We start from the raw sequence: 24,860 nt of genomic DNA, 5'->3' as shown, positions 1-24,860 counted from the left end.
TAGTATCTATTTAAAGCTTTTAAAGACGCGACGTAAAATTTCAATTGATTGATCAATTTCTTTCTCGGTGACAATCAGTGCAGGAAAATAACGGACAACATTTCCACCGGCGGCAACTAATAGAAGTTTTTCAGCCAAGGCATTTTTAACAAAATCACCTGCTGCAATTGTATCTCTCAACTGAAAACCAAGAAGAAGCCCTTCTCCTTTAATTTCCATAATTGTTGAAAACTCTTCCTGTAATTGTGCAAGCTTACCTTTCGCATAGTCCCCTATTTTTACAACATGTGCTAAAAACTCTGGTGCAGTAATTTCTGATAACACTACATCAGCCACACTACATACAAAAGGGTTACCACCATAAGTTGAACCATGATCACCCGGCACTAAAACATCATTTGCTTTTCCTTTTGTGATACAAGCACCGATAGGAACCCCACCACCAAGCGCTTTAGCTAAGGTCACAATATCAGCTTTTAATGATAATTGATCTGAATAAAGCACTGAACCTGTACGGGATAAGCCACATTGAATTTCATCAAAAATCACTAATGCTTGATACTTTTCAGTAAGTGTTTTAATTGCCGCAATAAATTCCGGTGTCGCCGACGTTAAACCGCCTTCACCTTGAATAGGTTCAAGAATCACTGCACAAATATCATCATTAAAGTGCTGCGTAAGATCTGCAACATTATTAAACTCAACCTCAACAGTATTCGGAATCAATGGACGATAATCTGCTTGATACTTCTCTTGGCCTGTAACGGCTAGCGTTCCCGTTGTTCGCCCATGAAAAGAGTTTTTCATATAAAGAATCACATTTTTTGATGGCGAAATTTGCTTACCATACTTACGGGCAATTTTAAGTGCTAGTTCATTTGCTTCAGCACCGCTATTACAGAAAAATACACGGTCATAACCCGTTGCCATAAGGAGTGTTTCTGCCGCTCGATTTTGCGCGTCATTATAATAGAGATTTGAAACATGCAGTAACGTTTCTGCCTGCTTCTGAATCGTTTCAACCATTTTAGGATGCGCATGCCCTAGTGCATTAACGGCAATACCCGAGACAAAATCCAAGTATTCATGGCCTTTATCATCTGTTAAAACTAATCCTTTTCCTTTTACAAAAGTCACCGGAAACCGGTTATATACATTAAGTAACATGTCGCTCCTTCGGTATTTTTACGCTATCTCGATTATCTAGATATCACGATAAATCATGGTGCCAAAACCTTCTTCAGTGAAGAGTTCGAGCAAAATTGAATGTTTGATCTGACCATTGAGAATAATGACATATCCAACACCTTGTTCAATCGCTTCTAAACAGGTATTCACTTTCGGGATCATACCACCGCTAATAAGGCCTGTTTCGATATATTTTTCTGCTGTTTTTTGGCTCATTTGGGCAATCAGAGAACTCTTATCATTAAAGTCTTTATAGACACCGTCAACATCCGTTAAAAAAATTAGTCGATCTGCCTCAACAGCAGCAGCAACAGCACCTGCGACATAATCAGCATTAATATTATAGGTTTCGCCTTCAGCGCCAATTCCTATTGAAGAGATCACCGGTATATAATCTTTGCTCGTTAAAACATCAATCAACTCTCGATTAACGTCTGTTATCTGCCCCACAAATCCGATATCGATCTTTTCATTCTCCTTTTCAATATACTTTTTCTCCGCGGTAATTAACCCGCCATCTTTACCACTTAGACCGACGGCTTTTGCACCATGTCGATTTAAATCAGCAACAATGCTTTTGTTAATTTTTGCAGAAAGAACCATCTCAGCGATTTCAACAACCTCACTATCGCTTACTCGATTCCCCTCAATAAAGTGCGATTCTTTATTGACGCGTTTCAGCATTGAATTAATCTCGGGTCCTCCCCCATGAATAATAATCGGATGAATGCCCACATATTTCATGAGGGCAACATCTTTCATAAATTCTTCTCGGATCTCCTTATCCACCATTGCGGCACCGCCATATTTAATAACGACAGTTTTATTGGCATATTTACGAATAAATGGTAACGCTTCGACTAAAATATGCGCTTTATCATGATTAGTGATCATTATCTATTAAGTCCTATAATCTGCATTAATTTTTACGTAATCATATGAAAGATCGCACCCCCAAGCTGTCGCTCGACTTCCACCATTCATAAGATCAATATAGATTGTAATCGTCTCTTTCTTTAGTAACGAATCGAGTAGTTTGGTATCAAATTTTGTACCACAACCATTTTCGACAATTTGTACATGCTCTTCATCATCGGTGATATACACTTGCACTTTTTCCGGTTCAAACTCTGCGCTTGAATTTCCAATTGCGCTAATAATTCTGCCCCAATTTGCATCTTCACCAAAAATTGCAGTTTTCACTAAACTCGAAGTAATCACAGATTTTGCCACACTTTGTGCATCAGCAAGTGAACGTGCATGTTCTACACGGACTTCGAGCAACTTTGTAGCACCTTCACCATCACGTGCAATCATCTTTGCAAGTGATTGATTAACCATATCAAGCGCCCGTTTGAACTTAATATAAGCATCACTATTACTCTCAATCAATGGGTTATTCGCTTTGCCGTTTGCGAAGATAAATGCCGAGTCATTCGTACTGGTATCACCATCTACTGAGATCATATTATACGATGTGTTTACACTTGCGGAAAAAGCAGTTTGGAGCATCTCTTTCGTAATATTTGCATCAGTCGTTAAAACTGCAATCATTGTTGCCATATTTGGATGAATCATTCCCGAACCTTTTGCCATTCCTGAAATGGTAACGATCTCGCCCTCAAGTTCAAAATAGACGGAGATCTCTTTTGCAACTAAATCAGTGGTCATAATCGCTTCAGCAGCTTCATTGCCACCTTCTCGGCTTAATTTTGTCGGAATCTCTTTAAGCCCTTTGCGTATAACATCCATTGGTAATGGTTGTCCAATAACACCTGTCGAGGCAACAAATACAGATTCTGTATCAACTTTCATTAAGCGTGCGATCGTTTCTACCATTTCTAAGGCATTTGCATCACCCTCTTCTCCCGTGCAAGCATTAGCATTTCCGCTATTGATGATAATACCGCGATGACAATCATTTTCAGCAAAACGAGCACTCAAATTAACAGGCGCTGCACGAAAACGATTTTGAGTAAGTGATACAGCAGCAATTGCTGGCTCTTCGCTCCATACTAATGATAAATCCTTCTTACCACTCTCTTTAATACCAGCAGTCATGCCTGCGGCTTGAAATCCCGGAGTTGATGTAATCGTTCCGTCTTTCAAAATTGTAATCATTTCTTCTCCTAACTATTGAAGACTCAATTTAAAATTCTAATTGTTCGATGAACTTCTACTTAATGATAGCGATCAATTCAACTAATTTGATCTCATAATAAAAAAGATATCACGTTAATGATATCTTTTTTAGGTAATTCTATTGAGTGATTAAACATACATCGACAACTGCGATAAACCAGTTGTTTCTGGAAAGCCAAAGAGTATATTCATACTCTGAACCGCTTGCCCTGCTGCACCTTTTATTAAATTATCGATAGCTGAAATCACGATAATTCTGCCACTGTTTGTATCAACACGTACCGCTATATCGCAAAAATTTGTCCCTCGAACATGACTCAACTCAGGAAGTTTTTCACGAATACGTACAAATGGTGAATCTTGATAAAACTCGCGATAAAGATCATACACTTGAGCTTCTGTTAGCGTTGTTCCGGCTTTTAATTTTAAATAAATAGTCGATAAAATCCCACGATTCAACGGCAGAAGATGCGGCGTAAAGAGTACATCAATCGATTCGTCTGTGAGTTTCTCAAGCTCTTTTTCCATCTCCGGCGTATGGCGATGGGTAAAAATGCCATACGGTTTAAAATTTTCATTCACTTCACAAAAAAGAGAAGTTGTACGCGCATCACGTCCTGCCCCAGTTGTCCCAGATTTAGCATCAACAATGATCTCATTCTCAACACAATTATGTGCAACCAAAGGTGCAGCTCCTAAAATTGCAGATGTTGGGAAACAACCTGGCGATGCGATAATTGGGCTTTTTTCAATTAGATCACGATGGAGTTCCGGCAAACCATAAACTGCAATCGCTGATAAATCTTTTGCCTTATGAGGCACTTTGTACCATATTTCGTAAGTGTCAGTATCTTCAAAACGAAAATCAGCACCAAGGTCGATTACTTTTACATCATGTTCATAGGCGGTTCGCGCTAACGCTTGCGACAACCCATGAGGAAGCGCTAAAAAGAGGAGATCAATTTCATCTATTCGTTCCATGAAATCTTCATCTTTTAACAGAATTCGGCTTAATCGCCCTTCAAAGTTAGGATAAACTTCTGCAATATCCATCGATGTATAGGATTTCGAGGATAATTGCGCAATTTCAACCGCTGGATGTTGCTCTAAAATCCATAATAGTTGTTGTCCAGCATATCCTGTTACCCCGATAATTCCCACTTTAATCATAATGCTCCTCTTCTTCCTCTGTACTTTGATTATTCATTGGTTATCCATATTCCTGATGTAATAACATTGTCCTCAAAAACTTGTCAGCACAAGCCGTGATAGCCAACTGTTTTTATTATATTTATGTTTATAACTACCGATATTTTTTAATCCATCAAGACAATTTAACAGCCATTTCGCTTTTTTAAAAGATACCGAAAATGATAAATTGATGACGTTGGAAAATTTCAGGGGCTTTTTTCGATAAAAAACGTTCTTTTCGGTATAATCTTGTCATCTTTTACCTATATTCATTTCATCTAGCGGCAGACAATCGACAAAATAATGAAAAATTTATTGCTCATTAAGACCTCCTCAATGGGAGATTTGATTCATACTTTTCCGGCATTAACAGATCTTCAAAATAATTGTCCGAATCAATATCAAATTACGTGGGTTGTTGAAGAATCCTTTGCCGATATTGCGCGTATGCATCCTATGACGAAAGAGCTGATTATCTTTGGAAGTCGCCGATGGAAAAAAAATATTCTTAAAGCCACGACCTGGCGAGAGTTTAAAGCGTTTAAACAAAAATTACGTGCCCACAAATGGGATCTGATTGTCGATTGCCAAGGTCTCTTTAAAAGTGCCATGATCACTAAAATTGCGGCTCAAAAAGGGATAATTCCAACCTTTAGTTATAGTAAAGAATCAATTCGGGATCCATTTGCGGCTCGTTTTTACCAACATCGTTATTCAGTAGCAAAAGGCCTAACAGCAATTGAACGTAATCGCCAACTTTTCGGGAAAATATTTGATTATACACCGGCACCACTTGCCGATTTTGGTATACAACATTGGCAAGAAAAATCACCCTTAACGCCCGATAGCCCCTTTGCCGCACTTATTCATGGAACAAGTGCAGAACGCAAAGAGTGGCCGGAAAACAGATGGATTGAGCTTGGACAATGGCTTTGGACTAACAAAGGATTAATCTCTATTCTCTTTTGGGGAAATGATCGAGAACATGAGCGTGCAAAGCGAATTGCCAAAAGTGTTCCAAATGCAATTGTTATACCGAAAGTCTCGATTGAAGAAGCTGGACTTATTCTCTCGAAAGCCACTTTAATTGTCGCCGTCGATACGGGATTTGCCCACTTAGCCAATACGCAAGACCGCCCCATTATTGGGCTCTTTTTAGGCAGTAATGCCCATTATGCCGGTGTAATTCCGACACAAAATAATCCTTATGCAGTTAATCTAGGTGGTGAGGGAAAAAATCCTTCGGTTTCAGAAGTCATCACGAACATCGAAAGATTTAAGCTACCACTTTAATCGAGTGAAATAATCCAACACCTTAAAATTTCTTTTTAAATAGGATATAAAAAAACGCTATCGATAGAATCGGCAGCGTTTTTTGAATCTAATTATTAATCAATTACTTATTAAAGGTAAGCGATTGATACATTTTCTAATCTTGGTAAGTTAACAAAGACTTCACATTGTAGCCTTTCAAAACTTCAGGCTCATGGAGATAAAGGAGATCGGCAAGAAAACAGATACCCTCAACAGATGCCTCTTCTTTATCAACCATCTGAATAATCGCTTGAATCGTACCACCCGTTGCAAGCACATCATCAATAATAACAACTTTGTCGCCTTTATGGACATCACCCTTATGCATCTCTTGAAAGTTATTACCATACTCTAGTGAATAAGCTACTTTATGAGTTTCACGAGGAAGTTTACCCGGTTTACGCACAAGCACCAAACGTGTACCAGTATTATAAGCAACCGGTGCTGCAAAGATAAATCCGCGCGCTTCAGGTGCAACAATAACATCAGCACCGCACTCTCTCACAAATGCACTCATCTTTTCAATCACATCTTTAAATGCTGCTGGATTGTTCAGTAACGGAGTAACATCTTTAAAATCAACACCTTCAGCTGGGAAGTCTTGAATGCGCGCAATATAATCTTTCAAATTCATCTTCTAAAACCTTGTTATGAGAGTAAACGGTTGCGATATTATAACATTATTCCTCAGGCGACTCGATAGAGCCATAATCCTTATTATACTAACTCAATATATTCAAGCTCCTCAGGCGTTAAAGACACATACCAATCTTCTCCAAACAGCTCCATAGGATGCTGAGAGCGCTCACTTCCATTACCACAAAGCATTTTATCAGCAGCACAGAGACGACCACATCCCCAACAGATACGCTCAGGACGTTTAGGAGCCTTGGGTATTCGCTGTTTCTTGACAGGATTTCTCATAAAACCTCCAATCGCTATTGAATCATTGAATAAAACTCTACCTTCATTGTGCCATATTTAACCAACTGTTTTCATTAAAATTGATTTTTGATTTCATCAAATTTTATACAAAGATCAATCAATAATTTCTTATTTTCTTGCCTTTATCAATTCGATAAAAAGTTCTCCACTTAACATGTACCGATTCCCTGTTATACTGTTAAATATTAAGAAATTTGCGATATAAGGTGTTAAAGATGTCTACTCGGCTAGAACAAGGGGAAAAACTCCGCGGTGCTGATAAAACTGCACGAATTCCTATTAAAGTTATCTCTGTACCCAAAGAGGATCGACTCCCAAAACCTCAGTGGATTCGTGCTAAAATTCCTTCGGGAAAACGTTTTAATGAAATCACAGATTTACTCCGTAAAAATAAACTTCATTCGGTCTGTGAAGAAGCTGCTTGTCCCAATATTGGAGAATGCTTCAACCAAGGAACAGCTACTTTTATGATTATGGGCGATATCTGTACACGTCGTTGCCCATTTTGTGATGTGGCACACGGCCGTCCTAACGCATTAGACGCAGAGGAGCCTAAGCGACTTGCTGAGACTGTAAAGCTACTTGGACTTGATTATGTTGTAATCACTTCAGTAGATCGCGATGATCTTCGCGATGGAGGTGCAGGCCATTTTGCAGATTGTATACGGGAAATTCGTACGCTTTCGCCAAAAACAAAAATCGAAATCCTTGTTCCAGACTTTAGAGGGCGCATGGATATTGCGATTGATATTTTAAGTGAAACACCGCCAGATGTGCTCAATCATAATATGGAAACAGTTCCTCGCCTTTACAAACAAGTACGCCCTGGTGCTGATTATATGCACTCTTTGATGTTATTAAAGAATTTTAAAGCACGTAATCCTAATGTTCCAACAAAATCAGGATTAATGGTTGGTGTTGGCGAAACAGATGAAGAGATGATGGAAGTGATGAAAATTATGCGCGAGCATGATATTGAAATGATTACCGTTGGTCAATATCTACAACCTTCGGGTGGGCATCTTGCGGTTGAACGTTACGTATCACCACAAACATTTAAAGAGTATGAAGATGCTGCATATAAAATGGGTTTTAAACTTGCACATATTGGACCGATGGTACGTTCTAGCTATCATGCTGGCGATAAGACGTTAGTGTAAATCAAAAGCATTTACTTTTAACTAATACTAATCCCTAAAAGCAATCGTGACTTTTAGGGATTTATTTTGGCTTACGAGCCACCATCACTGCGCGCACAGGCGCTGGATATCCTTCGATAGTCTTGGAATCATCATTAGGATCTAAAAAATCTGGTAGTGAGAGATAATCCATCCATTCAGTTGTACGTTGCTCATCCACTGTTGTTTTAGAAATATCCACACATTCAACATCAACAAAACCCACCCGTTCTAACCATAACTTCAGAGCTGTAACAGATGGTAAATACCAAACATTCCGCATCTGTGCATAACGATCTTCAGGCATTAACACTGTTCGTTCATCTCCATCAATCACGATAGTTTCTAATACCAATTCTCCACCAGGACGAAGCGTTCCTTTAAGCTGATAAAGATGATCAATTGGTGCTCTACGATGATAGAAAACACCCATCGAAAAAGTGACATCAAAACATTCCAAAAGCTCCGGCATCTCTTCTAATGTCATAGGTAACTGCCAAATGGGGGCTTCTGGCAGATACTTGCGTACTGCTAGGAATTGATATAAAAATAGCCAATTAGGGTCTACACCAATTATGCTTTTCGCACCAGCACCAAGCATACGATATCCGTAATAACCATTACCAGAACCTACATCTAAAATATTTTTATTGGCAAGATCAAGATGCTTGCTCACACGATTCCACTTAAAATCAGAATGCCATTCTGTATCAACAAATGTTTCACCAAATTGAAAAGGACCTTTACGCCAAGGCATTAAACGACGAAGCGCATTATTCAATGCTTCTTCATCTGTCGATCCTTTAATGGCAACTTCATTAGTCAGCTCTACCTCTAAATTATCGAAGGCAGGAAGATCAAGCAGAGCATGCTCCCAACGTGGACTATCGCCATGTTTTTTACGAAGCGTATCTGCTAATAATTCAGGTAATTGTGCTGTGAATTTACCAATTCTTTGCCCTTTAAAGTGCGATAGTAATTGGTCTAAATAGATCATCTTTTGCATTATTTTTAGTAATTTTATAGGTCAATCAATGGAGAACAGTATTTTTATGACAGAAGCTCTATCAACAATTATTTAATTGCTAAAATTGAGGAAAAGTTAAGACATTGAAACCATAAATAAACCTCTTTAAAACCAGCATCTAAAAGGCGAGTTTTATGTTCTTCAAAAGTATCAATCTTCATCACATCTTCTAATGATTCCCGTTTTTGAGCAATTTCAAGTTCCGAATAGCCTTGAGATCGTTTAAATTGTAGATGCAAATTATTTAATCGTTCTTGCGCATTTTCATCTGAAAAACGAATTTTCTCAGAAAGAAAAAGTGCGCCATTGGGCAACAAACTCTCCGAAATACGATGAAGAAGAGCTAAACGTGATTCGCGAGGAATAAACTGCATCGTAAAATTCATTGCAAAAAGTGACGCATTTTCATAAGGATATTCGGTAATATCTGCCTCGACAACTTGAATTGGTAACAAGGCTTCAATCATCATCTCTTGCGCTTTAAAGTACTCGCGAGATTTTTCAACCATCGCCGAAGAATTATCAATCGCTATAATTTGGCAGTGGGGCTTTTTAACTGCGCTACGAATAACCATCGACACAGCACCAAGTGAACTGCCTAGATCGTAAATATTACTATTTTCTTGTGCAAATATCGGAGCTAGATTACCAATATTTTCAACAATCGTTGTATATCCAGGAACTGATCGGCGGATCATATCAGGAAACACTTTCACAACTTCATCATTAAAGCTAAATTTCCCGGTTGTTCGCTTCTTAGCATAAATACTATCTGACTCTGATTGTTCAAAAAGATATTGAATTGAACGGTCTTGAACCACTAAAAGCCCCTTTAATTAATTCTGTTTATATGGAAATCGTTACTTTTGAATTGACAATAAAAAAAAGCTCAACCTCTATTGATTGAGCTCTGCTTGCCGAAGAACAACACGTCGCTTAAGCTCATCGGGACTTAATAATGTCCGTGTTCGTCTTGCTTCAAGAAGTGCAAATTGCGTCGCGACATGTATATCAGATTGAGCTGCGATCTCAGCTTGACGAAGTCTCACAATCTTCACGAAACGGTCTTCTGCATTATAGTCTCGAGCAACTTTTTGGTGGTAACCTTCCGGCGCTGAACGCATAATTGATACTTCATCTTCATCAGCACCGAACTCATCATGATCTTCACCAAATTCCGCCTCATAAGTTTCGATTGATTCTTCAAAAGCTAAATCAAATGCTTCTTCCGAGTCAAGTGATTGCAGTGTTTTCGAATCTAAAGCGGGATCAATCTCTAAATATGCATCCGCTTTCTTTACTTCACTTTCAACTTGCGACTTTGTCTCTTCTACCTGACTTTCTAAATTACTAATCGTCTTTTGAACACCACTTTTCGCGCTTTCTAGCTCACTTTTAAGCTTCTGTAATTCAGAACTCTGCTTTAACTCTTCGAGTGATTTTTTTATCTCATCTAGTTCAAATTCATTCGAGAGATCATTTTTAATACTACGAGTGAAATGTTGAATCTTACCAACCCACTTTCCAACTGTCCGAATCATCTCCGGGAGTTTTTGAGGTCCGATAACAATCAACGCAATGACAAGAATAATGAGAAACTCTGTACTAGTAATTCCGAACATTGAGTATTGATCCTACATTAAACAAATATTGCGCTGATTTGTAAGGTTTAAATTCTAAAAAAGAACTATTCCACACGACTATTTTTTTGTTCTTCAACAACCGTTTCATCTTTCTTTGGGCTGTTTTCACTACTTTGATTTTCAAGATTTTTTGGTGTCGAATCCTTTGCTTCTTTCTCACCATCTTTTACAGCATCTTTAAATCCTTTTACCGCTGAGCCTAAATCTTTACCTGCATTTTTTAGCTTAGCTGTACCAAAAACTAGAAGTACAACCACTAATAAAATTGCCCAATGCCAAATACTAAGTGAACCCATAATTACATTTCCTCTAAGAGTGAATGAGTATTTAAATCAATTGTCCTAATGATACTCTAAATTAGTGAATTTATGTAGCCTAATTTTCAAGTTATCATCGCTAATCTCGCGAAGAATAAGGGGAAAAAGCAGCTACTAATTTTACCATTAATAGTTCAATTTCCGTTTTGTACGCAAAATCTGGGTTATTTATATCAATCAATTATGACAGTTTCATCACAAAGAGTTTCACAAAAACTATTAATATTGATTAACTTTTTTGCAAAAAAATTAAGCCATCTTTTAGAAAAGATCCGATATAACGTAAGAGTGGTATAATACGTCTATATGAAATTTTATTGATCATCGATTGATATCTACAACATTAACGCCTCTTTTTAGTGCGAAAGGAATTTACAATGTCTAGACCAAAACCGATTGTTCTTTGTATCCTTGATGGCTGGGGATTTAGAAATGAACAAGATAATAATGCTGTTGCAACGGCCAAAACCCCAAACTGGGATCACCTTCGTGATATTGGTGCTGTCACGCTTATTAAAACATCAGGCGAAGCAGTTGGACTGCCTGATGGACAGATGGGAAACTCTGAAGTTGGGCACATGAATATTGGCGCTGGGCGCGTTGTTAACCAAGATTTCACACGTATTACTAAAGATATTCGTTCCGGAGATTTTGATCAAAATCCCATTTTCAATCAAACAATGGATGATCTAATTTCCAGTAAAAAAGCATTACATGTTTTTGGACTGCTTTCTCCAGGCGGCGTACATTCTGATGAAAAACATATTTTTGCACTTTTAGAATTAGCCGCTAAAAAAGGTGTACAAACTGTTTATCTACACGCCTTTTTGGATGGCCGTGATATGCCTCCAAAATCTGCCGAACCTTCTCTTCAAAAAGCTGAAGAACTCTTTAAAAAACTTGGGAATGGCCGTATTGCAACAATCATCGGTCGTTACTATGCAATGGATCGTGATAGCCGTTGGGATCGCGTTGAAAAGGCATATAATCTCGTTTCTCAAGGTATCGGTGAATTTAGTGCAAAGACCGCTATTGATGGACTAAAGGCGGCTTACGAACGTGGTGAAAATGACGAATTCATAAAAGCGACCGTTATTGGTGATGCAGTGAAAATGAATGATGGGGATGCTGTTATCTTTATGAACTTCCGTTCAGATCGGGCTCGTGAAATCTCTTATCCATTTGTCGATAATAATTTTGATGGTTTTAAGCCTCAATATCGCCCTAAGCTGTCTCACTTTGTCTCATTAACGGAATACAAGGCAGAACTTAATACAGAAATTGCTTATCCGCCCATTGAACTAAAAAATGGTCTTGGTGAAGTACTTGCTGATCGTGGTTTTACTCAACTTCGTATTGCAGAGACTGAAAAGTATCCGCATGTAACGTTCTTCTTTAATGGTGGTGAAGAGCATATTTTTAAAGGTGAAGAGCGCATTTTAGTTCACTCACCTAAAGTAGCAACATATGACCTTCAACCTGAAATGAGTGCACCTGAAGTAACGGAAAGACTTGTTAGTGCAATTGAGTCAGAAAAATTTGATGTGATTATCTGTAACTATGCAAACCCCGATATGGTTGGGCACACTGGCGTATTTAATGCAATTGTGAAAGCCATTGAAACGGTGGATACAGGTTTAGGTAAGGTTTACGAAGCCGTGAAAAAAGTTGGTGGTGAAATGTTAGTCACCGCCGATCATGGTAATGCTGAAAAGAACTGGGATGAGAAAACAAACCAACCACATACAGCACATACAACAACACCGGTACCATTGATCTACGTCGGTCGTAAAGCGACACTACAACCTGATGGTGCTCTTTGCGATATCGCCCCAACAATCCTCTACCTATTAGAAGAAAAACAGCCCGCAGAGATGACAGGAAAAAATCTTATTAATTTCCTGTAATTTACTCTGCTAATAATTTATAAAAGCAAACCGCTATATGAGAAAGCTTGTATAGCGGTCTATTTTATGATCTTTAAGCATTCACTTATTGTATTAATGAACTTTTACTTCCTTGATTTTTTAAAATAAATCATCATATTGTGTTATAGCAAATTCAATACATAAATGGGGCAAATCTATTGCCCTAATCGAAAGGTTCTATGGAAGATATAACAATTCAAGGTGCGCGGACGCACAACCTTAAAAATATTAATCTCACCCTTCCCCGCAATAAACTTGTTGTGATCACAGGATTATCAGGATCAGGAAAATCATCACTTGCGTTTGATACGCTCTACGCTGAAGGACAACGCCGTTATGTTGAGTCACTCTCTTCATACGCTCGTCAATTCCTATCGGTCATGGGAAAACCAGACGTTGATAGTATTTCAGGATTATCGCCCGCGATCTCAATCGAACAAAAATCGACCTCTCATAATCCTCGCTCAACTGTTGGGACAGTAACAGAAATCTACGATTATCTCCGCTTGCTTTTTGCCCGTATTGGAACACCGCACTGCCCAACGCACCATCTACCGCTTAATGCACAGACAATTCCACAAATGGTCGATATGACCATGGAGCTCAACGACGAGCTTCGTTTAATGTTGATTTCTCCAATTGTTCGCAACCGAAAAGGTGAGCATCTCAAACTTTTTGAAGAATTAAAGGCAAAAGGATTTCTACGTGTTCGCGTGGACGGTACAACATATGAGATCGATGAATTACCCGAGATCAATCCCAAACAACATCATGATATCGATGTCGTAGTCGATCGTTTCAAAATTCGCGATGATATCCGTGTACGGCTTTCTGAATCGTTAGAAACAGCCCTCGATCTTTCCGGAGGCTTGGCTGCCATTGTGGATATGAAGAGTGAAAAGTCATTACTCAACTTCTCTGCAAACTATGCATGCCCCGAGTGTGGTTTCTCAATTGCTGAATTAGAACCAAGACTCTTCTCATTTAACAATCCTGAAGGTGCTTGTCCAACCTGTGATGGTTTAGGTGTTAATCAATACTTCGACCCTGAACGTGTGGTTGCAGAACCCTCACTTCCCTTATCAAATGGCGCAATTCGAGGTTGGGATAAAAACTCTAGCTACTATTTTTCCATGATTGAATCGCTCGGCAAGCATTATCATTTTAATCCTGATACACCGTTTGAAAAATTACCGAAAAAGATTCAAAAAATTCTTCTCTATGGCTCCGGCGAAGAGGAGATTGAGTTTCATTACATCAGTAATCGTGGACAAAAATCGATCAGAATTCATCCATTTGAAGGAATATTAAATAATCTCGAACGTCGCTATCATGAAACAGATTCGCAAATTGTTCGTGAAAGTCTTACACGATTCCTTGCGATGCGTATTTGTCCTGATTGTGAAGGTAGTCGCTTAGGACCTGCTGCTAAAAATGTCTTAATTCAAGATAAAGCAATTCATGAAATTACTGCTCTTCCTATTGCTGATGCACTTGAATGGTCAAAAAACGTTTCCTTAAAAGGCGCAAAAAAAGAGATCGCTGATAAGATCTTTAAAGAGATCCAAGAGCGTCTTGGTTTCTTGGTAAATGTTGGGTTGGACTATCTAAATTTAGCTCGATCTGCAGAAACACTTTCGGGAGGTGAGGCGCAGCGTATTCGATTAGCGTCGCAAATCGGCGCAGGATTAATGGGCGTTTTATACGTGCTTGACGAACCTTCTATTGGATTACATCAACGAGATAATGACCGCCTATTACAAACCCTCTTTCATCTTCGTGATCTAGGCAATACCGTCATTGTTGTTGAGCATGATGAAGATGCAATTCTCTCTGCCGACTATATTGTTGATATTGGTCCTGGCGCGGGTGTACACGGTGGGGATGTAGTTGCTGCTGGCACTCCGAAGGAAATTTTAAATAACAAGAAATCCTTAACAGCCGATTATCTATCGGGGCGTAAAAAAATCGAAGTACCTCAACGTCGTACGAAAAATAATTCTAAAAAACAGATTAAATTAACCGGCGCAACGGGGAATAATCTAAAAAATATTACCGCCTCCTTCCCGCTTGGTCTTTTAACCTGTGTTACCGGTGTATCGGGTTCCGGAAAATCAACATTGGTAAATGATACTCTTTATAGCGCAATGGCTAGAATTCTCAATAAAAATAATAGTATTGAAGTTGCGCCTTATAAAAAAATTGATGGGCTTGATGAAGTGGATAAGATCGTTAATATCGATCAAAGCCCTATTGGCAGAACACCCCGATCAAATCCTGCAACTTACACTGGGCTCTTTACCCCGATCCGAGAAATATTTGCAAATACCCCCGAAGCAAGAGCGCGTGGTTATCAGCCTGGACGATTTAGCTTTAATGTTAAAGGCGGCCGCTGTGAAAACTGCCAAGGTGATGGTGTGATTAAGGTCGAGATGCACTTCTTGCCAGATGTTTATGTTGTTTGTGATGAATGTCATGGAAAGCGATATAATCGCGAAACACTCGATATTCTCTATAAAGGTAAATCAATCAACGATGTTTTAAATATGACCGTTGAAGAAGCATATGAATTTTTCGATGCAATTCCGGTTGTTCATCGTCGATTAGAGACCTTAATGGAAGTAGGTTTGAGTTATATTACATTAGGGCAAAATGCGACGACACTCTCTGGCGGAGAGGCACAGCGTATTAAACTCTCTCGTGAGCTCTCAAAGCGCGATACTGGGAAAACCGTCTATATCCTCGATGAGCCCACAACAGGGCTACATTTCCACGATATTGCCCAGCTCCTAAAAGTAATCCATACGCTTCGTGATAAAGGAAATACCGTTATTATTATCGAGCACAACCTTGATGTCATAAAAACAGCGGATTGGATTATTGATATCGGACCTGAGGGCGGTTCTAAAGGAGGAACAATTCTTTTCGCAGGTACACCAGAAGAAGTCGCTGAATGTAAAGAGAGTTACACTGGTAAATATTTAAAACCGTTATTAAGCAAGTGAGTATCCTTCCCCTAAAATAGATAAACAAGTCAAAACGCTCGGCGATCCTCACCGAGCGTTTTATAATTTTGGAATAAATATCTTTTTCACATTATTTATAATAACATATCAAGTGTATATTATGATGACATCTATCCATATAAATTGTTCGCTAGAAATATATCTCTCACGCTTTCAACTAAATTCTTGAATATGTGCAGCGTTACCATATTCATAAAAAATCAATATGAAATTAAAAAGGACTGAATTCCATATAATACGGAAATCAGTCCTTAATATAAAAAACTTAATATATAACTTCTAAGGTTAATACATTACAGGTTATTCATTAATCCCAGCCAAATGCAAAACCTATACCTACTCCTGCCTTATTTTGCGTATCATAAGATGTGTTCACTCTAATTAAGCTTTTTTCTCCTACTTGGAAGGTAAAACCTGCAGATATCGCTGCCTGTCCGTCATAAACAGCAGATCCTAAGCCAAATGAATATTTACTTGTTTCAACATAAGGCATCGATGCCATTGCCATCGCTCCCGCAATACCAGCACTCGCAACTTTACGATTCTGATGCACTGTTTTTTCAACATAATCAAGTCGCTGACCATAATATTGCATTGTATTATTCAAATGAGCAATATCTCTAGTATTACTATTAATATCAAGTTTCATATCATCCATATCATTTTTTACGCTCCATAACTGTTGACCCGATACAGCATCAGTTGAAGTTTCATTCACTTCTCCATTAGCTATTCCCGTCAACTTTCTAGTACCTGTAACCTTTCCTGAGTCATCAACAACAGCTACATTAACAGTGGTAACTTTATTTGCTTTTTCATTATTCGAATCAATCTTAATTTGCTCACCTTTGATAACAAACAAACCAGTAGTTTCAGTACTGTTATTAGGATCTCCCGAAGAAGGAGGATTAGAACCATTCCCACCTCCGGACTCAGGTAGAGTAGTATTAATATTTTTAATTTCACCCCATAAAAAACCTAAAGAGTCTTCCAAACCAAACTTTTTCTCACCAAAGACATATTCAGGAGCTATTAATGTTCCATCTTGTGTAAATCGAGCATTTCCACCGAAGGCTTTGGCAATACTTTCATTACTTGCAAAATATGCGTTACTATTTTTCGTAACTTTCTGATCAAGGGTATACAGTTGATCACCTGTAACTGCATCGGTTGATCCTTTTTTAACTTCACCATTGCTTAAGCCTGTTAACTTACGTGTACCATCCGCTGATGCAAAGTCAAATACATTCGCTTTAGCAGCTAGTTGGTTATCAATAATGAGCTTCTCACCACCTTCGGCTAACTGAACTAATCCAGCTTTCCCTTCCGTTATGTTTGTCACATTGTTATTGATCGTTGTTAAAGCATCGCCTATGGAACCGACCTCTTTTCCATCTTCATCCTTAATACCTAAATCAGGGAATTTCGGAGCTGTCCAATTACCATTCTCATCAAAGCCTGCTTTATCATCAATCGCTTTCGCTAAAGCATTACTCGTCTTAAATAGCTGTGAACCATTTATCGCATCCTGTGACTCCGCCGATACTTTACCATCATTAACACCTGTTAATAAGCGACCTCCAAGAACAAAACTTGTCGCACTTTTTGCTAAAGTGTCATTTATCTGGATCTTCGTTTTATCGTCGTTAAGCTCTACAATTCCGCCAGTACCCGCAACAATATTATTAATATTGTTTTGGATCTCTCCAATACTTGTCGTGTTGTTTGTTATACGACCATCTAAGTTCCCAAATGCATTCTCTACACCGGTTACTTGCTTTCCATCTAATGTATAAACTGGCGCTTTTATCGTTCCATCTCCATTAACCGTTGATCCACCACCTAAGGCTGTCGCTACCGATTGACCCGTTGCATATAATTGCGATCCATTAATGGCATCGGTTGAGTCCGAATTAACATCACCCTTCGTTAAGCCCGTTAACTTACGTGTACCATCCGCTGATGCAAAGTCAAATACATTCGCTTTAGCAGCTAGTTGGTTATCAATAATGAGCTTCTCACCACCTTCGGCTAACTGAACTAATCCAGCTTTCCCTTCCGTTATGTTTGTCACATTGTTATTGATCGTTGTTAAAGCATCGCCTATGGAACCGACCTCTTTTCCATCTTCATCCTTAATACCTAAATCAGGGAATTTCGGAGCTGTCCAATTACCATTCTCATCAAAGCCTGCTTTATCATCAATCGCTTTCGCTAAAGCATTACTCGTCTTAAATAGCTGTGAACCATTTATCGCATCCTGTGACTCCGCCGATACTTTACCATCATTAACACCTGTTAATAAGCGACCTCCAAGAACAAAACTTGTCGCACTTTTTGCTAAAGTGTCATTTATCTGGATCTTCGTTTTATCGTCGTTAAGCTCTACAATTCCGCCAGTACCCGCAACAATATTATTAATATTGTTTTGGATCTCTCCAATACTTGTCGTGTTGTTTGTTATACGACCATCTAAGTTCCCAAATGCATTCTCTACACCGGTTACTTGCTTTCCATCTAATGTATAAACTGGCGCTTTTATCGTTCCATCTCCATTAACCGTTGATCCACCACCTAAGGCTGTCGCTACCGATTGACCCGTTGCATATAATTGCGATCCATTAATGGCATCGGTTGAGTCCGAATTAACATCACCCTTCGTTAAGCCCGTTAACTTACGTGTACCATCCGCTGATGCAAAGTCAAATACATTCGCTTTAGCAGCTAGTTGGTTATCAATAATGAGCTTCTCACCACCTTCAGATAATTGGATTAAACCAGCCTTACCTTCCGTCACTTTAGTAATATTCGTCGTATTCTCTACAACATTGTTATTGATCGTTGTTAAAGCATCGCCTATGGAACCGACTTCTTTTCCATCTTCATCCTTAATACCTAAATCAGGGAATTTCGGAGCTGTCCAATTACCATTCTCATCAAAGCCTGCTTTATCATCAATCGCTTTCGCTAAAGCATTACTCGTCTTAAATAGCTGTGAACCATTTATCGCATCCTGTGACTCCGCCGATACTTTACCATCATTAACACCTGTTAATAAGCGACCTCCAAGAACAAAACTTGTCGCACTTTTTGCTAAAGTGTCATTTATCTGGATCTTCGTTTTATCGTCGTTAAGCTCTACAATTCCGCCAGTACCCGCAACAATATTATTAATATTGTTTTGGATCTCTCCAATACTTGTCGTGTTGTTTGTTATACGACCATCTAAGTTCCCAAATGCATTCTCTACACCGGTTACTTGCTTTCCATCTAATGTATAAACTGGCGCTTTTATCGTTCCATCTCCATTAACCGTTGATCCACCACCTAAGGCTGTCGCTACCGATTGACCCGTTGCATATAATTGCGATCCATTAATGGCATCGGTTGAGTCCGAATTAACATCACCCTTCGTTAAGCCCGTTAACTTACGTGTACCATCCGCTGATGCAAAGTCAAATACATTCGCTTTAGCAGCTAGTTGGTTATCAATAATGAGCTTCTCACCACCTTCGGCTAACTGAACTAATCCAGCTTTCCCTTCCGTTATGTTTGTCACATTGTTATTGATCGTTGTTAAAGCATCGCCTATGGAACCGACTTCTTTTCCATCTTCATCCTTAATACCTAAATCAGGGAATTTCGGAGCTGTCCAATTACCATTCTCATCAAAGCCTGCTTTATCATCAATCGCTTTCGCTAAAGCATTACTCGTCTTAAATAGCTGTGAACCATTTATCGCATCCTGTGACTCCGCCGATACTTTACCATCATTAACACCTGTTAATAAGCGACCTCCAAGAACAAAACTTGTCGCACTTTTTGCTAAAGTGTCATTTATCTGGATCTTCGTTTTATCGTCGTTAAGCTCTACAATTCCGCCAGTACCCGCAACAATATTATTAATATTGTTTTGGATCTCTCCAATACTTGTCGTGTTGTTCGTTATACGACCATCTAAGTTCCCAAATGCATTCTCTACACCGGTTACTTGCTTTCCATCTAATGTATAAACTGGCGCTTTTATCGTTCCATCTCCATTAACCGTTGATCCACCACCTAAGGCTGTCGCTACCGATTGACCCGTTGCATATAATTGCGATCCATTAATGGCATCGGTTGAGTCCGAATTAACATCACCCTTCGTTAAGCCCGTTAACTTACGTTTACCACCATCCGCTGATGCAAAATCAAATACATTCGCTTTAGCGGCTAGTTGGTTATCAATAATGAGCTTCTCACCACCTTCGGCTAACTGAACTAATCCAGCTTTCCCTTCCGTTATGTTTGTCACATTGTTATTGATCGTTGTTAAAGCATCGCCAACAGAATCTATTGGTTTTCCATCCTTATCAACTAAACCTAATTCCGGTGCTACCCAGTTTCCTTCAGCATCATAACCTGCATTTTTATCTATCGCTTTTGCTAGTTCATCCCGCGTGTCATAAAGTTGCGAACCTCGAATAGCATCCGTAGAGTCTGCACTAATATCACCCTTCGTTAAGCCCGTTAACTTACGTGTACCATCCGCTGATGCAAAATCAAATACATTCGCTTTAGCAGCTAGTTGGTTATCAATAATGAGCTTCTCACCACCTTCAGATAATTGGATTAAACCAGCCTTACCTTCCGTCACTTTAGTAATATTCGTCGTATTCTCTACAACATTGTTATTGATCGTTGTTAAAGCATCGCCTATGGAACCGACTTCTTTTCCATCTTCATCCTTAATACCTAAATCAGGGAATTTCGGAGCTGTCCAATTACCATTCTCATCAAAGCCTGCTTTATCATCAATCGCTTTCGCTAAAGCATTACTCGTCTTAAATAGCTGTGAACCATTTATCGCATCCTGTGACTCCGCCGATACTTTACCATCATTAACACCTGTTAATAAGCGACCTCCAAGAACAAAACTTGTCGCACTTTTTGCTAAAGTGTCATTTATCTGGATCTTCGTTTTATCGTCGTTAAGCTCTACAATTCCGCCAGTACCCGCAACAATATTATTAATATTGTTTTGGATCTCTCCAATACTTGTCGTGTTGTTTGTTATACGACCATCTAAGTTCCCAAATGCATTCTCTACACCGGTTACTTGCTTTCCATCTAATGTATAAACTGGCGCTTTTATCGTTCCATCTCCATTAACCGTTGATCCACCACCTAAGGCTGTCGCTACCGATTGACCCGTTGCATATAATTGCGATCCATTAATGGCATCGGTTGAGTCCGAATTAACATCACCCTTCGTTAAGCCCGTTAACTTACGTGTACCATCCGCTGATGCAAAGTCAAATACATTCGCTTTAGCAGCTAGTTGGTTATCAATAATGAGCTTCTCACCACCTTCGGCTAACTGAACTAATCCAGCTTTCCCTTCCGTTATGTTTGTCACATTGTTATTGATCGTTGTTAAAGCATCGCCTATGGAACCGACCTCTTTTCCATCTTCATCCTTAATACCTAAATCAGGGAATTTCGGAGCTGTCCAATTACCATTCTCATCAAAGCCTGCTTTATCATCAATCGCTTTCGCTAAAGCATTACTCGTCTTAAATAGCTGTGAACCATTTATCGCATCCTGTGACTCCGCCGATACTTTACCATCGTTAACACCTGTTAATAAGCGACCTCCAAGAACAAAACTTGTCGCACTTTTTCCTAAAGTGTCATTTATCTGGATCTTCGTTTTATCGTCGTTAAGCTCCACAATTCCGCCAGTACCCGCAACAATATTATTAATATTGTTTTGGATCTCTCCAATACTTGTCGTGTTGTTCGTTATACGACCATCTAAGTTCTCAAATGCATTTCCTACACCGGTTACTTGCTTCCCACCTAATGTATAAACTGGCGCTTTTATCGTTCCATCTTTATTAACCGTTGATCCACCACCTAAGGCTGTCGCTACCGATTGACCTGTTGCATATAATTGTGATCCATTAATAGCGTCACTAGATGCGCTTGTGACAGCCCCTTTTCCTACATAGATGAGTTTTCGGGTTCCGTAGCCCTCAGAACCAAAAGAAACCACTTTTGATTGATTAGCTTCTGATTTATAACCGATTGCTACACTTTCTCCCGAATTAACTTTAGCCTCACTTCCAAGTGCTACCGAATACCGATAACCCGCATTATCGCCTCCGATTGAAGCACCATCCCCAATAGCTATTGAATTTCGCCCTTCGACCCTGCTATTAGTCCCAATAGCTACTGAGTAAGCGCCTTGAAATTTTCTCCCTACTTGACTCCCTTGGCCTAAAGCCACAGCCTCTAAACTAGAGACAGAGACATAGCTATCAACCCCTATTGCCATTGCACTACTAGCATCGACGCGAGCCTTATACCCCAACGCAACACCTTTAGCAGCATTTTTAGAAACCTGACTATAACTACCCATCGCAATGGCATATGCGCTATCCTCATACACAAATGTAGAGTCCCCAATAGCCATAGCACTTCTACTTCCTGGACGGATGGATGAATTTGTTCCTATAGCCATTGAGGCTATTGAGTTTTCATGCACATATGAATAATATCCAATGGCAAAAGCACCACTTGACTTAACCTCTGCTTTTTTGGCACTTGTAACATTAATCAAATTATTATCTTGATATCCTATCAGACCATCAACACCTAATTGTTGCATGGCTGCTAATCCTGGAGTTACAAAAGAGACTAACACAATTACACTAGCTGATTTACTTACTTTTATTTTCTTTCTTGATGCTAACTCAGAAGCAACCACATACGCATTCTTAACATAACTCCAAACAACCGTATAAACCTTATTCATATATTTATTCCCTAATTTATTACCAATAACTAAATTGTTAATACTATTAACAACAATTAATATTTAATATTAATAAATAACAATAAATATATATCAAAATAAAAAAAATACAAATATTTACAAAAATATATTTTTAACAAACAAAGGGAAATAAAAAAACCACTTAATTTATAAGCGGTTCTTGACTACTAAATTGATTGATTTGTTAAACATTTACACATGCTACTAAATGATCATGACCTTTTAGATGAGGTTTATCCTTAGCACACTGTTCAATCACGTCTTTACAGCGTGTTCGGAAAACACACCCCGATGGTGGATGGATCGGTGAAGGAAGATCACCTTCAAGAAGATCGAGTGATTTAGCTTTTTCGACATCAGGGTCGGGGATAGGTACCGCTTGCATTAAAGCTTTTGTATAAGGATGCTTTGTATCATGATAGACATCCTCTTTGCTGCCGAGCTCCATGACATTACCAAGATACATAACCATCACTCGATCAGAGATATGCTTCACTACCGCAAGATCATGGGCAATAAAGATCAAGGATAACCCCATTTCTTTCTGCAATTTTTTGAGAAGATTAATCACCTGCGCTTGAATAGAGACATCTAGCGCCGAAACAGGCTCATCGCATATAATAACTTTCGGCTCAAGAATTAATGCACGCGCGATACCGATTCGTTGACATTGACCGCCAGAGAATTCATGCGGATAACGATTAATGACATTCGGTAGTAATCCTACACGCGCCATCATCGCTTCAACTTTCGCTTTTACCTCTACCTTTGTAAGCTCTGGAAAGAACGTTTTTAAAGGTTCAGCGATAATATCTCCTACTGTCATACGCGGATTCAGCGATGCTAGAGGATCTTGAAAGATCATCTGAATATCTTGGCGAATATCATGCATCGCTTTTTTGGTCGCTGTTGTTAGATCTTTTCCAAGCCAGATCACGCTACCGCTACTGATCGGTGCTAATCCAATAATCGCACGTGCAAGCGTTGATTTACCGCAACCAGATTCGCCGACAACACCGAGTGTTTCACCTTCAAAGAGCTGGAGATTGACGCCATTAACCGCTTTAAGTTGATGAGGTTTTTCCCAAAAATATTGATTCTTCTCTCGTACAGGGAAATATACTTTGAGATCTTTAACTTCTAAAATTACCTTTCGGCTCATGCCATTAACTCCTTCGCATTTCTAAAACACGCGCGAAGACGTTCGTCCCCAAAGGGTTCTAACAGTGGAGTTTCATTACACTCTTGACTTCGCCATTCGCAACGAGGATTAAAAGGACAACCTTGAGGTAGATGGAGTAGATTTGGGGGGTTCCCCGGAATCGTATGGAGATCCTCACCATCGTGCCCTAATGTAGGAATAGCATCTAATAAACCCACAGTATAAGGATGACTCGGCTCATGAAAGATATCTCGCACTTTTCCATATTCCATCGTTCTGCCAGCATACATTACTAAAACCTTATCGCAAATCCCGGCAACAACGCCTAGATCATGGGTAATCATAATAATCGTTGTATTAAATTCTCTTTTTAAATCATTTAATAGCGCCATAATTTGCGCTTGAACGGTCACATCAAGCGCTGTTGTAGGCTCATCGGCAATCAATAACTTTGGGCGACACAAAAGTGCAATCGCAATCATAACTCGTTGGCGCATTCCGCCTGAAAACTCATGGGGATACATCTTCATGCGCTTACGCGCTTCCGGCATTTTAACCGCATCAAGCATTTTTACGGATTCTTCAAAAGCTTCTTTTTTACTCATTCCTTTATGCAGAATTAGTACCTCCATCAATTGCGCACCGACCGTCATATAAGGATTTAATGATGTCATCGGATCTTGGAAGATCATTGCAATCTCTTCAGCCCGCAGTTTATTCAAGGCTGATTCTTTTAAATTTAAAATTTCACGGCCATTAAACTTTGCAGAGCCCGAGACAACACCATTCTTTGCTAATAATCCCATTAACGAAAAAGCAGTTTGTGATTTTCCCGATCCTGACTCACCAACAATACCAAGTGTTTCACCATGTTTTAGCGAAAAATTTAAATTATTAACAGCAGTAACATCACCATCATGCGTTTTAAAGATGACACTTAAATCCTTCACATCTAATAAAAGATCATTCATGATACCTC

At 39.1% G+C, this 24,860-nt stretch carries 17 protein-coding genes; 4 read left to right on the top strand and 13 right to left on the bottom strand.

Features of this window, described 5'->3' with window-relative positions; all coding sequences use genetic code 11:
• Nucleotides 1-6: 6 nt before the first annotated feature.
• The 4 genes from ACPF7B_RS01180 to argC all read right to left on the bottom strand — a co-directional run bounded on the left by ACPF7B_RS01180 (nt 7) and on the right by argC (nt 4,500).
• Complete coding sequence (locus ACPF7B_RS01180) at nt 7-1,167, bottom strand: aspartate aminotransferase family protein (RefSeq protein WP_490505810.1); 1,161 nt, start codon at nt 1,165-1,167, stop codon at nt 7-9.
• Nucleotides 1,168-1,203: 36 nt separating this feature from the next.
• Nucleotides 1,204-2,082, bottom strand: coding sequence for an acetylglutamate kinase (gene argB / locus ACPF7B_RS01175; protein WP_490505809.1), 879 nt, complete (start codon nt 2,080-2,082; stop codon nt 1,204-1,206).
• Nucleotides 2,083-2,088: 6 nt separating this feature from the next.
• Nucleotides 2,089-3,309 carry a bifunctional glutamate N-acetyltransferase/amino-acid acetyltransferase ArgJ gene (gene argJ / locus ACPF7B_RS01170; protein WP_490505808.1) on the bottom strand — a complete coding sequence of 407 codons (1,221 nt, stop codon included), beginning with the start codon at nt 3,307-3,309 and terminating at the stop codon, nt 2,089-2,091.
• A gap of 150 nt (nt 3,310-3,459) precedes the next feature.
• Entirely contained in the window at nt 3,460-4,500 is a 1,041-nt protein-coding gene (gene argC / locus ACPF7B_RS01165; protein ID WP_490505807.1) for an N-acetyl-gamma-glutamyl-phosphate reductase, read from the bottom strand.
• Nucleotides 4,501-4,824: 324 nt separating this feature from the next.
• Between argC and waaC the strand changes: the two genes are divergently transcribed.
• Nucleotides 4,825-5,814, top strand: a complete 990-nt coding sequence (gene waaC, locus ACPF7B_RS01160) for a lipopolysaccharide heptosyltransferase I (protein ID WP_490505806.1) — start codon at nt 4,825-4,827, stop codon at nt 5,812-5,814.
• Between the two features lie 136 nt (nt 5,815-5,950).
• Here the strand turns inward: waaC and ACPF7B_RS01155 are convergent, their stop codons facing one another.
• Complete coding sequence (locus ACPF7B_RS01155; protein WP_490505805.1) at nt 5,951-6,469, bottom strand: adenine phosphoribosyltransferase; 519 nt, start codon at nt 6,467-6,469, stop codon at nt 5,951-5,953.
• 83 nt (nt 6,470-6,552) lie between these two features.
• A complete protein-coding gene (locus ACPF7B_RS01150) occupies nt 6,553-6,759 on the bottom strand; it encodes a DUF3079 domain-containing protein (RefSeq protein WP_490505804.1) in 207 nt (68 codons plus the stop codon).
• 236 nt (nt 6,760-6,995) lie between these two features.
• Here ACPF7B_RS01150 and lipA point away from each other — a divergent pair, with 236 nt between their 5' ends.
• Complete coding sequence (lipA, locus tag ACPF7B_RS01145; RefSeq protein ID WP_490505803.1) at nt 6,996-7,940, top strand: lipoyl synthase; 945 nt, start codon at nt 6,996-6,998, stop codon at nt 7,938-7,940.
• A 61-nt stretch (nt 7,941-8,001) separates the two neighbouring features.
• Here lipA and cmoB read toward each other — a convergent pair whose 3' ends face one another.
• From cmoB to tatA, 4 genes are all read right to left on the bottom strand, one after another.
• A complete protein-coding gene (cmoB, locus tag ACPF7B_RS01140) occupies nt 8,002-8,955 on the bottom strand; it encodes a tRNA 5-methoxyuridine(34)/uridine 5-oxyacetic acid(34) synthase CmoB (RefSeq protein WP_490506479.1) in 954 nt (317 codons plus the stop codon).
• A gap of 77 nt (nt 8,956-9,032) precedes the next feature.
• Entirely contained in the window at nt 9,033-9,752 is a 720-nt protein-coding gene (gene cmoA / locus ACPF7B_RS01135; RefSeq protein WP_490506478.1) for a carboxy-S-adenosyl-L-methionine synthase CmoA, read from the bottom strand.
• A 129-nt stretch (nt 9,753-9,881) separates the two neighbouring features.
• Complete coding sequence (tatB, locus tag ACPF7B_RS01130; protein WP_490505802.1) at nt 9,882-10,607, bottom strand: Sec-independent protein translocase protein TatB; 726 nt, start codon at nt 10,605-10,607, stop codon at nt 9,882-9,884.
• A 65-nt stretch (nt 10,608-10,672) separates the two neighbouring features.
• Nucleotides 10,673-10,924 (bottom strand): Sec-independent protein translocase subunit TatA, encoded by a 252-nt coding sequence (tatA, locus tag ACPF7B_RS01125; protein ID WP_490505801.1) that lies wholly within the window; start codon nt 10,922-10,924, stop codon nt 10,673-10,675.
• Between the two features lie 398 nt (nt 10,925-11,322).
• Between tatA and gpmI the strand changes: the two genes are divergently transcribed.
• Nucleotides 11,323-12,852 carry a 2,3-bisphosphoglycerate-independent phosphoglycerate mutase gene (gene gpmI / locus ACPF7B_RS01120; protein ID WP_490505800.1) on the top strand — a complete coding sequence of 510 codons (1,530 nt, stop codon included), beginning with the start codon at nt 11,323-11,325 and terminating at the stop codon, nt 12,850-12,852.
• 200 nt (nt 12,853-13,052) lie between these two features.
• Nucleotides 13,053-15,878, top strand: a complete 2,826-nt coding sequence (gene uvrA / locus ACPF7B_RS01115; RefSeq protein WP_490505799.1) for an excinuclease ABC subunit UvrA — start codon at nt 13,053-13,055, stop codon at nt 15,876-15,878.
• Nucleotides 15,879-16,206: 328 nt separating this feature from the next.
• Here the strand turns inward: uvrA and ACPF7B_RS01110 are convergent, their stop codons facing one another.
• From ACPF7B_RS01110 to ACPF7B_RS01100, 3 genes are all read right to left on the bottom strand, one after another.
• Nucleotides 16,207-22,698: an ESPR-type extended signal peptide-containing protein gene (locus ACPF7B_RS01110; protein ID WP_490505798.1), complete on the bottom strand. Its 6,492-nt coding sequence runs from the start codon at nt 22,696-22,698 to the stop codon at nt 16,207-16,209.
• A gap of 205 nt (nt 22,699-22,903) precedes the next feature.
• Nucleotides 22,904-23,881 (bottom strand): murein tripeptide/oligopeptide ABC transporter ATP binding protein OppF, encoded by a 978-nt coding sequence (gene oppF, locus ACPF7B_RS01105; protein WP_490505797.1) that lies wholly within the window; start codon nt 23,879-23,881, stop codon nt 22,904-22,906.
• Nucleotides 23,878-24,852: an ABC transporter ATP-binding protein gene (locus ACPF7B_RS01100; protein WP_490505796.1), complete on the bottom strand. Its 975-nt coding sequence runs from the start codon at nt 24,850-24,852 to the stop codon at nt 23,878-23,880. Before ACPF7B_RS01100 ends, oppF begins: the two co-directional genes overlap by 4 nt.
• Nucleotides 24,853-24,860 lie beyond the last annotated feature (8 nt).

It is taken from the genome of Ignatzschineria sp. 22MB058224 (genome assembly GCF_058188435.1).
This window is presented reverse-complemented; position numbering and strand designations above follow the sequence as displayed.

Bases quoted from the DNA above. Each gene is read 5' to 3' on its own strand.
- ACPF7B_RS01180 (WP_490505810.1), bottom strand. From the start codon at position 1,167: ATGTTACTTAATGTATATAACCGGTTTCCGGTGACTTTTGTAAAAGGA.
- argB (WP_490505809.1), bottom strand. From the start codon at position 2,082: ATGATCACTAATCATGATAAAGCGCATATTTTAGTCGAAGCGTTACCA.
- argJ (WP_490505808.1), bottom strand. From the start codon at position 3,309: ATGATTACAATTTTGAAAGACGGAACGATTACATCAACTCCGGGATTT.
- argC (WP_490505807.1), bottom strand. From the start codon at position 4,500: ATGATTAAAGTGGGAATTATCGGGGTAACAGGATATGCTGGACAACAA.
- waaC (WP_490505806.1), top strand. From the start codon at position 4,825: ATGAAAAATTTATTGCTCATTAAGACCTCCTCAATGGGAGATTTGATT.
- ACPF7B_RS01155 (WP_490505805.1), bottom strand. From the start codon at position 6,469: ATGAATTTGAAAGATTATATTGCGCGCATTCAAGACTTCCCAGCTGAA.
- ACPF7B_RS01150 (WP_490505804.1), bottom strand. From the start codon at position 6,759: ATGAGAAATCCTGTCAAGAAACAGCGAATACCCAAGGCTCCTAAACGT.
- lipA (WP_490505803.1), top strand. From the start codon at position 6,996: ATGTCTACTCGGCTAGAACAAGGGGAAAAACTCCGCGGTGCTGATAAA.
- cmoB (WP_490506479.1), bottom strand. From the start codon at position 8,955: ATGATCTATTTAGACCAATTACTATCGCACTTTAAAGGGCAAAGAATT.
- tatB (WP_490505802.1), bottom strand. From the start codon at position 10,607: ATGTTCGGAATTACTAGTACAGAGTTTCTCATTATTCTTGTCATTGCG.
- tatA (WP_490505801.1), bottom strand. From the start codon at position 10,924: ATGGGTTCACTTAGTATTTGGCATTGGGCAATTTTATTAGTGGTTGTA.
- gpmI (WP_490505800.1), top strand. From the start codon at position 11,323: ATGTCTAGACCAAAACCGATTGTTCTTTGTATCCTTGATGGCTGGGGA.
- uvrA (WP_490505799.1), top strand. From the start codon at position 13,053: ATGGAAGATATAACAATTCAAGGTGCGCGGACGCACAACCTTAAAAAT.
- ACPF7B_RS01110 (WP_490505798.1), bottom strand. From the start codon at position 22,698: ATGAATAAGGTTTATACGGTTGTTTGGAGTTATGTTAAGAATGCGTAT.
- oppF (WP_490505797.1), bottom strand. From the start codon at position 23,881: ATGAGCCGAAAGGTAATTTTAGAAGTTAAAGATCTCAAAGTATATTTC.
- ACPF7B_RS01100 (WP_490505796.1), bottom strand. From the start codon at position 24,852: ATGAATGATCTTTTATTAGATGTGAAGGATTTAAGTGTCATCTTTAAA.